The organism is Streptococcus sp. SP8 (genome assembly GCF_030440045.1).
GTDB lineage: Bacteria > Bacillota > Bacilli > Lactobacillales > Streptococcaceae > Streptococcus > Streptococcus parasanguinis_I.
Genome location: NZ_JAQFJL010000021.1, coordinates 17,508 through 29,369 on the forward strand (window position 1 = coordinate 17,508; position 11,862 = coordinate 29,369).

Annotated in this window: 14 protein-coding genes; 12 read left to right on the plus strand and 2 right to left on the minus strand. The window is 42.2% G+C overall.

All coding sequences use genetic code 11. The annotated features are described in order from the left end of the window. The first annotated feature begins 106 nt into the window (after positions 1–106). The 7 genes from PCY11_RS10375 to PCY11_RS10405 all read left to right on the plus strand — a co-directional run bounded on the left by PCY11_RS10375 (position 107) and on the right by PCY11_RS10405 (position 6,162). Entirely contained in the window at positions 107–2,233 is a 2,127-nt protein-coding gene (locus PCY11_RS10375; RefSeq protein WP_070846008.1) for a Tex family protein, read from the plus strand. Further along, positions 2,220–2,675 carry a SprT family protein gene (locus tag PCY11_RS10380; RefSeq protein ID WP_070846010.1) on the plus strand — a complete coding sequence of 152 codons (456 nt, stop codon included), beginning with the start codon at positions 2,220–2,222 and terminating at the stop codon, positions 2,673–2,675. The genes PCY11_RS10375 and PCY11_RS10380 overlap by 14 nt, the downstream gene beginning before the upstream one ends. Positions 2,676–2,749: 74 nt before the next feature. Further along, a complete protein-coding gene (locus PCY11_RS10385) occupies positions 2,750–3,031 on the plus strand; it encodes a PspC domain-containing protein (protein ID WP_070466307.1) in 282 nt (93 codons plus the stop codon). A 559-nt stretch (positions 3,032–3,590) separates the two neighbouring features. Then, positions 3,591–4,523 carry an HPr(Ser) kinase/phosphatase gene (hprK, locus tag PCY11_RS10390; protein ID WP_049497393.1) on the plus strand — a complete coding sequence of 311 codons (933 nt, stop codon included), beginning with the start codon at positions 3,591–3,593 and terminating at the stop codon, positions 4,521–4,523. Then, a complete protein-coding gene (lgt, locus tag PCY11_RS10395; protein WP_070506652.1) occupies positions 4,520–5,302 on the plus strand; it encodes a prolipoprotein diacylglyceryl transferase in 783 nt (260 codons plus the stop codon). Before hprK ends, lgt begins: the two co-directional genes overlap by 4 nt. Positions 5,303–5,305: 3 nt before the next feature. Beyond that, complete coding sequence (locus tag PCY11_RS10400; protein ID WP_003008109.1) at positions 5,306–5,689, plus strand: DUF948 domain-containing protein; 384 nt, start codon at positions 5,306–5,308, stop codon at positions 5,687–5,689. A 14-nt stretch (positions 5,690–5,703) separates the two neighbouring features. Beyond that, entirely contained in the window at positions 5,704–6,162 is a 459-nt protein-coding gene (locus PCY11_RS10405; RefSeq protein ID WP_070846012.1) for a YtxH domain-containing protein, read from the plus strand. Between the two features lie 130 nt (positions 6,163–6,292). On the opposite strand, the gene PCY11_RS10410 is transcribed toward PCY11_RS10405, so the two are convergent. Then, positions 6,293–6,586, minus strand: coding sequence for a DUF3270 family protein (locus PCY11_RS10410; protein ID WP_003015629.1), 294 nt, complete (start codon positions 6,584–6,586; stop codon positions 6,293–6,295). Between the two features lie 129 nt (positions 6,587–6,715). Here PCY11_RS10410 and PCY11_RS10415 point away from each other — a divergent pair, with 129 nt between their 5' ends. Together PCY11_RS10415 and PCY11_RS10420 are read left to right on the plus strand one after the other, a co-directional pair. Further along, entirely contained in the window at positions 6,716–7,645 is a 930-nt protein-coding gene (locus PCY11_RS10415) for a peptidase U32 family protein (protein ID WP_045759685.1), read from the plus strand. Between the two features lie 95 nt (positions 7,646–7,740). Further along, positions 7,741–9,027 carry a U32 family peptidase gene (locus PCY11_RS10420; RefSeq protein WP_003002878.1) on the plus strand — a complete coding sequence of 429 codons (1,287 nt, stop codon included), beginning with the start codon at positions 7,741–7,743 and terminating at the stop codon, positions 9,025–9,027. 15 nt (positions 9,028–9,042) lie between these two features. Here the strand turns inward: PCY11_RS10420 and PCY11_RS10425 are convergent, their stop codons facing one another. Then, positions 9,043–9,375 carry a hypothetical protein gene (locus tag PCY11_RS10425; protein ID WP_070588806.1) on the minus strand — a complete coding sequence of 111 codons (333 nt, stop codon included), beginning with the start codon at positions 9,373–9,375 and terminating at the stop codon, positions 9,043–9,045. Positions 9,376–9,465: 90 nt separating this feature from the next. Between PCY11_RS10425 and PCY11_RS10430 the strand changes: the two genes are divergently transcribed. The 3 genes from PCY11_RS10430 to PCY11_RS10440 all read left to right on the plus strand — a co-directional run bounded on the left by PCY11_RS10430 (position 9,466) and on the right by PCY11_RS10440 (position 11,726). Continuing rightward, positions 9,466–9,678 (plus strand): YdbC family protein, encoded by a 213-nt coding sequence (locus PCY11_RS10430; RefSeq protein WP_049515359.1) that lies wholly within the window; start codon positions 9,466–9,468, stop codon positions 9,676–9,678. A gap of 161 nt (positions 9,679–9,839) precedes the next feature. Further along, positions 9,840–10,982, plus strand: coding sequence for a 5-methyltetrahydropteroyltriglutamate--homocysteine S-methyltransferase (locus PCY11_RS10435; protein ID WP_070846014.1), 1,143 nt, complete (start codon positions 9,840–9,842; stop codon positions 10,980–10,982). 12 nt (positions 10,983–10,994) lie between these two features. Then, positions 10,995–11,726: a cyclase family protein gene (locus PCY11_RS10440; protein ID WP_003008090.1), complete on the plus strand. Its 732-nt coding sequence runs from the start codon at positions 10,995–10,997 to the stop codon at positions 11,724–11,726. The last annotated feature ends 136 nt before the right edge of the window (positions 11,727–11,862 follow it).

Genomic DNA, 11,862 nt, shown 5'->3' on the forward strand with positions numbered 1-11,862 from the left:
GGAAAGAACCATAGGGTCAAAATTATTCTCTGAAAAATCCCTGAAACAGAGACCAGAACAGGCGCTCTCACCCTTGATGGCAGCAAAATATGCTATAATAGAGGCTATGGATAAATATGAAAAAATAGCCCAAAAATTGGGTGTTAGCTTAAAACAAATCGATACCGTATTGAGTCTGACCGCAGAAGGCTCAACTATTCCTTTCATTGCCCGCTATCGAAAAGATATGACGGGAAATTTAGATGAAGTAGCGATCAAGGCCATTATTGACCGGGACAAATCGTTAACGGCTCTGACTGAACGAAAGGAAACTGTCCTTGCTAAGATTGAGGAACAAGGCAAACTGACAGAGGCGCTCAAGCAGGCTATTGAGGCTGCTGAAAAATTAGCGGATGTCGAAGAGCTTTATCTCCCATATAAGGAAAAACGGCGGACCAAGGCGACGATTGCCCGAGAAGCAGGACTTTTCCCCTTGGCACGCCTCATTTTGCAAAATAGTCCAGACTTGGAAGCAGAGGCTCAGAAATTTACCTGTGAGGCCTTCCCAACTGAAACAGCGGCTTTAGCTGGTGCAGTGGATATTCTGGTAGAAGCTATTTCAGAGGATACCCAATTACGGGCCCTCACTTATCAAGAAATTCATGGGCATTCCCTCATGACGTCAACCTTGAAGGATGAAAGCTTAGATCCTAAGAGAACATTTGAAATCTACTATGATTTTTCTGAGAAGATTAAGAATATGCAAGGCTACCGGACTCTAGCTCTCAATCGTGGGGAAAAATTGGGCGTTCTTAAAGTAGGATTCGAGCACCATTTGGATCGGATCATTCGTATTTTTGAGGCTCGTTTTAAAACTAAAAATGCCTATGTCGATGAAGTTATTCAACAAGCGGTTAAGAAAAAAATCGTTCCTGCGATTGAACGTCGGATTCGGACAGAGTTGACGGAGGTGGCAGAAGACGGAGCCATTCAATTGTTCTCTGAGAATCTACGGAATCTATTGCTCATTCCTCCATTAAAAGGGCGCGTGGTCCTTGGATTTGACCCAGCCTTTCGGACCGGTGCTAAACTAGCCGTTGTCGATGAGACAGGAAAGATGCTTGCCACCCAGGTCATCTATCCAGTTGCTCCTGCAAAACCAGCTCAGATCGAGCAGGCTAAAAAGGATCTATCCTCCTTGATCAAAGAGTTCGGAATAGAAATTATTGCGATTGGAAATGGAACCGCCAGCCGTGAAAGTGAGGCCTTTGTCGCAGAGGTGCTTCATGACCATCCAGGAGTTCGCTATGTTATTGTCAATGAAAGCGGAGCCTCTGTCTATTCAGCTAGTGAGTTGGCCCGTCATGAGTTCCCAGAGCTAACCGTTGAAAAACGCTCGGCCATCTCCATTGCCCGTCGCTTGCAAGATCCGCTAGCAGAATTGGTGAAAATCGATGCCAAATCCATCGGTGTCGGTCAATACCAACACGATGTCAATCAGAAAAAACTGACAGAAAGCTTGGATTTCGTGGTAGATACTGTCGTCAACCAAGTTGGGGTCAATATCAATACGGCTAGTCCCTCTCTCTTAGCCCATGTAGCAGGACTCAATAAAACCATCTCTGAAAATATTGTGAAATACCGGGAAGAAGAAGGAATGATTCTTTCACGAGCACAGATTAAAAAAGTCCCTCGTCTCGGCGCCAAGGCTTTCGAGCAAGCGGCTGGATTCTTACGCATTCCTGAAAGTAAAAATATCTTGGATAATACCGGCGTTCACCCTGAAAGTTACAAGGAAGTTGAAAAACTTTTTCAACTTCTTGAAATTACCGACCTCGATGCATCAGCTAAGGAAAAATTAAAAGCTGTGAACATAAAGGAGATGTCTACTCAGCTGGATCTGGGACCAGAAACCCTGAAAGATATCATTGCGGATCTTCTAAAACCAGGTCGCGATTTGCGGGATTCCTTTGATGCACCCGTGCTCCGTCAGGATGTCTTGGATATTAAAGACCTGCATATTGGCCAAAAATTAGAAGGGGTTGTGCGCAATGTGGTTGACTTTGGAGCCTTTGTCGATATTGGCATTCACGAAGATGGCTTGATTCATATCTCCCATATGAGTAAGCAGTTTATTAAGCATCCAAGCCAGGTCGTCTCAGTAGGTGATTTGGTAACCGTTTGGGTGAAGAAGATTGATGTGGAACGCGAAAAAGTCAATCTCAGTTTGGTAGCTCCGAATGAATCTGACTGAGTATGTACGCCAAGTATCCCTAGAAGATTTTGGGAGAGAATTCCGTCATCGAGCAGAGTGGAATTCACGTCTTCAAACCACTGGAGGTCGTTTCTTTCCCAAGGATCGACACCTTGATTTCAATCCGAAAATATACCAAGTTTTCGGGGTAGAGGTCTTTCGCAAAATCGTACGCCACGAGCTCTGCCATTACCATCTTTACGATCAAGGTAAAGGCTATCGCCACAAAGATCTAGACTTTAAACAACTCCTCCAGCAAGTGGACGGTCTTCGTTTCACACCTCCTCTACCAGATAGAACTGGGCGAGTCAAGCGGATCTATCTCTATCAATGTCCCCATTGTGGCCAAGAGTATAGACGAAAGCGAAAAATCGATCTGAAGAAATATGCCTGCGGTCGCTGTCGCAGTCGCCTGCAATTTCTTGAAATGAGACAAGTGTAAGAATCAGTCTTTAGGCGGATCTCTTTCCAGTTCGACTCTGCTAAAATAGGTCTAACTAGAAAGAGGAAAATCAAATGACATCATCATTTTACAAATTAAAACGACATCGCCTGGTTTCAGGTGTGCTAGCTGGCTTAGCTGATAAATTTGGTCTGAGTGTAACTCTCCTACGCTTCTTGTTTATTCTTTTTACGGTTTCTCATGCCTTTATCGGTGTGATTATCTATTTACTGTTAGATACGACCTTGCCTTATAAGGACGAGGAGGAGCAGAAAATGTTTGACTATGGCCCTCGACCTCGTCGAAGAAAAGAGGCCGAACCCATCCATGATCAGAATGATAGTCCATTTTTCTAAAAGGAGATTTGAGTGAAGCAGAAGTTCTATTCCCTTGCTTTTATTCTATATCTCTTCTTCAGTTTTATAGGACAGTTTTTCATTTTAAATCGTTTTTTTGGTGAAGGAGTTGGAACAGTTTTGATCGGAATGCTCCTTTTTCCACTGGGCATTTGGAATAGTCTCTTCTACCTCTTGTTTCTGCCAACAGAAATGGCTAGAAAGCCACAAATTTATCGGTTTTCGATTTTATTTCTGCCGGTTTTGTATCTGGTTTTCTCCTTGTTGGGGGGAGGACCTGCCGTCTTTATGCTCGGATTGATCGCATTCCCTTCAAATGCGGTGGTCTATGCGGTCTCTACCGGAATCAAATCCATGATTACAGATTACTTGCATGGTGAAGGCTAGATCATTCTTCATATGTTCCCATCATTTCCTAGAGGTTGGAGACCTTTGTCTTCGCCTCTTTTTGCTTGCCTTAAAAAGGAGTTGAAAATGGATCTTTCAAATGACACTTCAGGCTCTCGTCTGAAGAGAAAATCTGCTATAATAGAGAGAGAATTTGAAAAGGGAGAATGATATGGCAGTTACTGTTCGCGATATACAGGAAAAGCTTCGTCTATCGGTTGTTTATGGGGATGATAAACTCCTAAGCAAGGAAATTACGACTGCGGACATTTCACGTCCAGGTCTTGAAATGACGGGCTATTTCGACTATTACACACCTGAGCGGATTCAGCTTGTAGGAATGAAAGAATGGTCCTACTTGGTGAAGATGAGCTCTCACAACCGTCATCAGGTCCTGCGCAAGATGTTCCAGCCAGAGACACCTGTCATCATTGTTGCGCGGAATTTAGAAATTCCAGAAGAAATGTTGCGAGCTGCTGAAGAGAAGCAACTAGCCATTTTGAAGAGCAATGTTGCAACCAGTCGTTTATCTGGAGAGCTTTCTAGCTATTTGGATAGTCGGCTAGCAGAACGTACGAGTGTACACGGTGTTCTGATGGATATTTATGGGATGGGTGTCTTGATCCAAGGAGATAGCGGAATCGGAAAAAGCGAGACAGGTCTGGAACTTGTCAAGCGGGGGCACCGCCTCGTAGCAGATGACCGAGTCGATATCTATGCGAGAGATGAGATGACTCTTTGGGGAGAGCCAGCTGAAATCCTACGCCACTTACTAGAGATCCGTGGTGTAGGGATTATCGATGTCATGAGTCTCTACGGAGCCAGTGCTGTCAAGGATTCTTCACAAGTCCAAATCGCTGTTTACTTGGAAAATTATGCTAAGGATCAGGTCTATGATCGTCTTGGTAATAATGCAGAAGAGTTGGAAATCGGTGGCGTGACCATTCCTCGGATTCGCATCCCTGTGAAGACTGGTCGGAACATTTCGGTCGTGATCGAAGCAGCAGCTATGAATGTTCGGGCTAAAGAAATGGGCTATGATGCCACCAAAACCTTTGAAGAACGTTTGTCCCAGTTGATTAGTCAAAATGAGGTGAAGGAATGAATCCAGTAGCCCTTCAATTAGGTCCGATCAGTATTCGTTGGTACGCAATTTGTATTGTCTCTGGCTTGATTCTAGCCGTTTATCTTTCTATGAAAGAAGCGCCCCGTAAGAAAATTAATCCAGATGATATCATTGATTTCATTTTGATTGCCTTTCCGCTTGCGATTGTGGGGGCCAGACTCTATTACGTTATTTTCGAATGGGGTTACTATAGCCAGCACCTGGGTGAGATATTCGCTATCTGGAACGGAGGAATCGCGATTTATGGTGGCCTCTTGACAGGTGCCCTTGTCCTCTATCTATTCTCTCGTAGACGCTTGATTGAGCCAATTGATTTCTTAGATATTGCGGCCCCAAGCGTCATGATTGCACAGAGTATTGGTCGCTGGGGAAACTTCTTTAACCAGGAAGCTTATGGAACTGCTGTTAAAAGTCTCAACTACCTACCCTCTTTTATTAGAGATCAAATGTATATAGACGGCAGTTATCGTCAGCCAACGTTCTTATATGAATCCATTTGGAATCTGCTAGGATTTCTTTTGATCTTGATTCTTCGTAGGAAGCCACAATTTTTGAGGCAAGGTGAGATCACAGCCTTTTACCTTATCTGGTATGGTTTTGGTCGGATGATCATCGAAGGAATGCGGACGGATAGCTTGATGTTTGCGGGCTTACGTGTTTCCCAGTGGTTGTCGATGATCCTGATTCTCGTTGGATTCGCCATCATCATCTACCAACGTCGCAAAAAAGCCCCTTATTATGTAGAAACAAAGGAGTAATATATGTTTATTGAAATTGCATACGGCCTCTTAGGCCTTGCCTTAGTAGCGCTTGTCATTTATATGATTTTTTTCCTCTCAAAGATTGGAAAAGTTGTAGATGAGACGCAAAAAACGATCCAAGTTTTGACATCAGATGTCAATGTCACCTTGCATCAGACCAATGATCTATTGGCAAAAGTCAATGTTTTAACGGATGATTTGAATCAAAAAGTTGCAACGATTGACCCACTCTTTACAGCCGTGGCGGATCTTTCAGAGTCTGTTTCAGATTTGAATGATCAAGCCCGTCAATTGAGTGTCAAAGCGGTGTCAGCTGGTGAAAAAACAGTGAAAGCCTCTATCGGATTAAAAGCGATTAAGATGGCTTCAAAATTATTTAAATAGAATCGAGGAAGAATATGGGACGTTTATCTAGTTTATTAATTGGTGTGATTTCAGGTGCTTCAGCAGCCTACTATTTATCAACAGAGCAAGGAAAGAAAGTCACTAAAAAAGTGGTGCGCTTCGTAAAAGATTATCAAGAAGATCCTCAAGAAGTACATGAATCGGTGAAACAAACTGCTAAGGATGTTTCAAAACAAGCAGCAGAAGTGATCCAACAAACCAAAGAAAAAGTTGGTTCTGGAGAAATTACGACAGGAACTGTTTTGGAATCTGTCAAAGAAAAGACGCAAGATGTGGTTGAAAAATCTCAAGAAGTCTATCACTCATTTAAGGATAAACTTCAAAAAGAAAATCTAAGGGGCAATGACTTGGTTCAATCCATTCGCAAACAAACAGAATCAGAAGACATCGTGTTAGAGTTGGATGAAAAAGATTCTGAAGAAGCAGCTGAAGAAGAAACAAAAGAAGTATAAAAAAATGAGGCTCACTGAGCCTCATTTTTTTTGGAAGGTAAGATGGAAATTGGCAGTTAAGTTTTGTCTTCCAACTGTTATTTCAATTAATAAAATTCGAGTAAATAAAAAAATCAGGCAAACCTGATTTTTATTTTTTTCGTTTATTGTAGTAAATTCGGAACCCTTGAATACTAGCAAAGCTAGAACCAATCGCTAAAGCAAACGCAAAGAAGGTATTCATTTTCGTTGCTAAAAAGACAAAACTAAATACAACCGTCAACACACAGAAAATAGCAATATTTAAAAAATATAGCAATTCACTTAATTGAGGTGCGGGTTCAACTTCAGGAGCATAGTCCTGAATAGGGGTTTCTTGGGTTTGTTTGGTTAATTCGATATAATCGAATTCTTCATCATAGTGTCTTAAATTTCTTACGGGCATTTTCTCTCTCCTAACAGTACTCTATTATTCTATCATGAATTCAGGTATATAAATGTTACAAAAATGTTACAAATTTTACAAAATGAATAAATTTTTCTAGAATATCGGAATTTTTGTTATAATGGTTCTATGAAAAATATTATTATTACAGCAACAGCAGAGAGTGTTGAGCAAGCGCAAGCCCTGATTGATGCAGGGGTTGACCGAATCTATGTCGGTGAAAAAGATTACGGATTACGATTGCCTCAAACTTTAAGCTATGACGAAATAAATCGAATTGCCCAACTGGTCCATGCTGCTGGCAAAGAATTGACAGTAGCTGTAAATGCACTCATGCACCAATCGATGATGGATTCAATCAAGCCTTTCCTAGATTTTCTAAAGGAAATTCAGGCTGATTATATTACTGTCGGAGATGCGGGCGTTTTTTATGTCTTGAAACGAGATGGCTATCCATTCAAAACCATCTACGATGCCTCAACCATGGTCACTTCTAGCCGCCAGATCAACTTCTGGGGAAAACAAGCAGGAGCTTCTGAAGCTGTTTTGGCTCGTGAGATTCCATCTGCCGAATTATTCGTAATGGCTGAGAATCTTCAGATTCCAGCAGAAGTCTTGGTCTATGGTGCTAGCATTATCCACCATTCGAAACGACCTCTTCTTCAGAATTATTACAACTTTATCAAGACAGAAGAATCTGTGACCAAAGATCGCGATCTGTTCTTAGCAGAACCAGGAGATCCCAATTCTCATTATTCAGTCTACGAGGACAAACATGGAACCCATATCTTCTCAAACAATGACTTGAATATGATGACCAAATTGTCTGAGTTGGTAGAACATGGCTTTGATCATTGGAAACTCGATGGTGTCTACTGTCCGGGTGAAAACTTTGTCAAGATTACAGAGTACTTTGTCAAGGCCCGTGATTTGATTCAAAAAGGAACATTTACACAGGATCAAGCCTATCTGTTTGATGAAGAAATTCGCAAATTGCATCCAGCTAATCGTGGTTTGGATACTGGTTTCTATGATTATGAACCAGATCGTGTAAAATAAAAAAAAAACTAGGGCTTCTTCGTTTGTGAGTTTTCCTTTTTCAGGGAACGAAGAGGCTATTCATTATATCGACAATCTTGTAAATTGGAGAAAACATGACAAATACAAAAAAACGTCCAGAGGTCTTGGTACCTGCTGGAACATTAGAAAAATTAAAAGTTGCCGTTAATTATGGGGCAGACGCTGTGTTCGTTGGTGGACAGGCCTATGGTTTGCGTAGCCGTGCCGGAAACTTCACCATGGATGAGCTTCGTGAAGGTATCGAATATGCTCATGCACGTGGCGTAGATGTACACGTCGCTTCGAACATGGTAACCCATGAGGGAAATGAACAAGGGGCTGGTGAGTGGTTCCGTGAATTGCGGGATATGGGCCTTGATGCCGTGATCGTCTCAGACCCGGCCTTGATTGAAATCTGTGCAACCTATGCACCTGGACTCAATATTCACTTGTCTACGCAAGCTTCTGCAACCAATGTGGAGACCTTTCATTTCTGGAAAGAATATGGCTTGACCCGTGTCGTCTTGGCCCGTGAGGTATCCATGGAAGAGTTGGCAGAGATCCGTAAGCGTACCGATCTTGAGATCGAAGCCTTCGTTCATGGAGCCATGTGTATTTCCTATTCCGGTCGTTGTACCCTTTCTAACCACATGTCTGACCGGGATGCCAACCGTGGTGGTTGTTCTCAATCTTGTCGTTGGAAATACGATCTCTACGATATGCCATTTGGTCAAGAACGCAAGAGTATCAAGGGGCAAGTCCCAGAAGAATACTCTATGTCAGCCGTGGACATGTGTATGATCGAAAATATTCCAGACATGATTGATAATGGGGTTGATAGTTTGAAGATCGAAGGCCGGATGAAATCTGTCCATTACGTATCAACAGTAGCCAACTGTTACAAGGCAGCTTGTGATGCCTATATGGAAAGTCCAGAAGCCTTTTATGCCATCAAGGATGATTTGATCAATGAATTGTGGAAGGTTGCTCAACGTGAATTAGCAACTGGATTCTACTACCAAACACCGACTGAAAATGAACAACTGTTTGGGGCACGTCGTAAGATTCCTCAATACAAATTTGTAGGAGAAGTGGTGGACTTTGATCCATCTACCATGACTGCGACGATTCGCCAACGGAATGTCATCAATGAAGGCGACCAAGTGGAATTCTACGGACCAGGCTTCCGTCATTTTGAATGCCAGATCCAAGACTTGCATGATAAGGATGGAGTGAAGATTGATCGCGCACCAAATCCGATGGAACTTCTCACGATCACTGTCCCACAAGAAGTCAAGCCAGGAGATATGATTCGTTCTTGCCAGGAAGGTTTAATCAATCTCTACTCAAAAGATGGGGCAAGTAAAACCGTTCGAGTGTAACAAAAAAAGAGAGGGTTAAACCTCTCCTTTTTGTTGGGCGATGCGAATGTTATTGGGGACCAAACTGATTTTCTGGATTTCAGAAATCCGAATAATCGTGGACATACTCTTTTTAAAATTTTTCACGATCAGTTGTCGGCGTTCTTGGTCATACTTGACAATATCGCCTGTAAAACTCTTGTTTGAAAAAATAACATGTACCCCTTGTTTTTTTCGCAATGCTTGTTGAATGATGTCAATAATTCTCTCATCTTCTAATGGGGCAGGGGTATTGACTTTTCCATTGAAAAATTCATTTGCTCGGTCTTTAACGATCTCGAGAAATTTTTTCATAGCTAAATTCTCCATAACTTGATACAATATATTATAGATAATTTCAACGATTTTGTAAATGATTTACGAATATTAGAGATGAGAAGGCAAGAAAGGAGTCGTGAAATGACAGAATTTTCATTCCAAATCGAAGAACATTTACTGGTCTTGTCAGAAAATGACAAGGGTTGGACCAAAGAATTGAACCGTGTGAGTTTTAATGGTGCTCCTGCTAAGTATGATATCCGGACCTGGAGTCCCGACCATACAAAGATGGGAAAAGGCATTACACTCACGAACGAAGAGTTTCAAGTCATGCTCGATGCATTTAAAAATTAAGAAAAAGGGTCCTTCAAGGACTTCTTTTTTTGTTATAGTCTAAGGCTATATAGATATCAAAGATATTAGATTATCCCAAACCCTTGTTTGTCAGGTGTTGGACTGCTATAATGGTTGCATTGATGAATTAATGTAAAACTTATAGGAAAGAGGGAATCATATTGACACATACACATGCACCTTATCGCGTAGACCATGTTGGTTCATTTCTTCGTCCAGCAGCTTTGGTTCAAGCTCGTGAAGATTTCGCAGCTGGAAAAATCAGTCAGGCTGACTTAACAAAAGTAGAAGATCAGGCGATTCGTGACCTCGTTGAAAAAGAAATTGCCGCTGGTCTGAAGTCAGTAACTGATGGAGAATTCCGCCGAGCTTATTGGCATTTGGATTTCTTCTGGGGCTTTGGGGGCATTGACCATGTCCAAGCTGCTCAAGGTTATCAATTCCATGATGAAACAACCAAGGCGGACTCAGCACTTGTCGTTGGAAAAATCACAGGAGCCAATCATCCATTTGTAGAGCATTACAAGTTCTTGCGGGATCTTGTGGCAGATGTAGATGGTGTAGAGGCTAAATATACCATTCCAGCTCCTGCGCAATTCTATTTTGAATTGATCCGTGATGCAGAACATGTAGAACAATTGAATACCATCTATCCTGATTTTGCGGCTGTTCGTTTAGACATCAAGCAAGCCTATCTTCAAGTGATTCAAGATTTGTATGATGCAGGTCTTCGGACTCTTCAAGTAGATGATTGTACTTGGGGTGTCTTGGTAGATGATAATTTCTTGACGGCTTGGGGAGCAGCTCAAGGCAAGTCAAAAGATGAGGTTCGCCGAGAACTCGCTGATCTCTTCTTGACCTTTAACAACGATGTCTACCAACATGTTCCAGCTGGTTTGACCGTCAATACGCACGTTTGTCGTGGGAACTTCCATTCTACTTGGGCTTCATCAGGTGGCTATGCGCCGATTGCCAAAGAACTCCTTGGAGAAGAAGCAGTCAATGCTTACTTCCTAGAGTTTGATACTGATCGGGCTGGTGGTTTTGAACCACTTGCAGAAGTAACTCCTGGAAAAGGTGTGGTATTAGGCCTCTTGACATCTAAGAGTGGTCAATTGGAGAACAAGGACGAAGTGATTGCTCGTATTAAAGAAGCAAGTCAGTATGTACCTTTGGAAAATCTTTACCTGTCTACTCAGTGTGGCTTTGCTTCGACAGAAGAAGGAAACATTTTGACAGAAGAAGACCAATGGAAAAAAATAGGTTTGATTAAGGAAATTGTCGCTGAAGTTTGGGGCGAATAAGGAGGAAGAAACATGTCAGATTTACTAAGTATTTATAAAGAATTGCAAGCTAAAAAATGGGTGGACTTGAGTCACCAAATCAATGCGGAAAGTCCACACTTCCCAGCCCTTCCTGCTTTGCAACAAGAAGATCTTTTCACATTAAAAGATGGTTTCCATGTTCAAAAATTTACAGTGGTTGGTCAATACGGAACGCATATTGATGCACCGATTCACTTTGTAGAAGGGGGTCGTTGGTTGGATGAGATTGACCTCAAAGATCTCCTCTTGCCACTTTATGTTATCGACAAGTCTAAAGAAGTTGCTGCCAATCCAAACTTTATCTTGAGCAAACAAGATATCTTAGACTTTGAGGCAGAGCATGGACAAATTGCTGAGGGTGCTTTTGTTGCCTTCCGTAGTGATTGGTCAAAACGTTGGCCAGATCAAGATGCTATGCGCAATCTTGATGAAAATGGTGTTCAACAAAGTCCAGGATGGAGCCGTGAAGCCTTGGAATTCTTGATTCATGAACGCCATGTTAAGGCTGTGGGTCATGAAACCTTTGATACCGATGCAGGTATTCCAGCAGCAGAGCATGGCTTGGTCAATGAATACTACCTCTTGGAACAAAATATCTACCAAGTTGAAGTCTTGAACCAATTGGACCAAGTTCCAGCTGTAGGTTCTTTGATTTCGATTGCTTTCCCTCACTGGGACAAGGCAACTGGTTCACCTGTCCGTGCCATTGCCATCTTACCATAAACAAAGAAAAAGAGGCTGGGACAAAAGTCCTAGCCTCTCAATTGTTTTTGGATTGTCGAGCAAGACGCAGTGGTTGAGTGGGCTCTACTACGCTGATTTCATCAGCTTTTACAGCCCTACTCAACTGTGCGGAGGT

Excerpts from the sequence above, each read along its gene's own strand:
- PCY11_RS10375 (WP_070846008.1), top strand. The coding sequence starts at position 107 with ATGGATAAATATGAAAAAATAGCCCAAAAATTGGGTGTTAGCTTAAAA.
- PCY11_RS10380 (WP_070846010.1), top strand. The coding sequence starts at position 2,220 with ATGAATCTGACTGAGTATGTACGCCAAGTATCCCTAGAAGATTTTGGG.
- PCY11_RS10385 (WP_070466307.1), top strand. The coding sequence starts at position 2,750 with ATGACATCATCATTTTACAAATTAAAACGACATCGCCTGGTTTCAGGT.
- hprK (WP_049497393.1), top strand. The coding sequence starts at position 3,591 with ATGGCAGTTACTGTTCGCGATATACAGGAAAAGCTTCGTCTATCGGTT.
- lgt (WP_070506652.1), top strand. The coding sequence starts at position 4,520 with ATGAATCCAGTAGCCCTTCAATTAGGTCCGATCAGTATTCGTTGGTAC.
- PCY11_RS10400 (WP_003008109.1), top strand. The coding sequence starts at position 5,306 with ATGTTTATTGAAATTGCATACGGCCTCTTAGGCCTTGCCTTAGTAGCG.
- PCY11_RS10405 (WP_070846012.1), top strand. The coding sequence starts at position 5,704 with ATGGGACGTTTATCTAGTTTATTAATTGGTGTGATTTCAGGTGCTTCA.
- PCY11_RS10410 (WP_003015629.1), bottom strand. The coding sequence starts at position 6,586 with ATGCCCGTAAGAAATTTAAGACACTATGATGAAGAATTCGATTATATC.
- PCY11_RS10415 (WP_045759685.1), top strand. The coding sequence starts at position 6,716 with ATGAAAAATATTATTATTACAGCAACAGCAGAGAGTGTTGAGCAAGCG.
- PCY11_RS10420 (WP_003002878.1), top strand. The coding sequence starts at position 7,741 with ATGACAAATACAAAAAAACGTCCAGAGGTCTTGGTACCTGCTGGAACA.
- PCY11_RS10425 (WP_070588806.1), bottom strand. The coding sequence starts at position 9,375 with ATGGAGAATTTAGCTATGAAAAAATTTCTCGAGATCGTTAAAGACCGA.
- PCY11_RS10430 (WP_049515359.1), top strand. The coding sequence starts at position 9,466 with ATGACAGAATTTTCATTCCAAATCGAAGAACATTTACTGGTCTTGTCA.
- PCY11_RS10440 (WP_003008090.1), top strand. The coding sequence starts at position 10,995 with ATGTCAGATTTACTAAGTATTTATAAAGAATTGCAAGCTAAAAAATGG.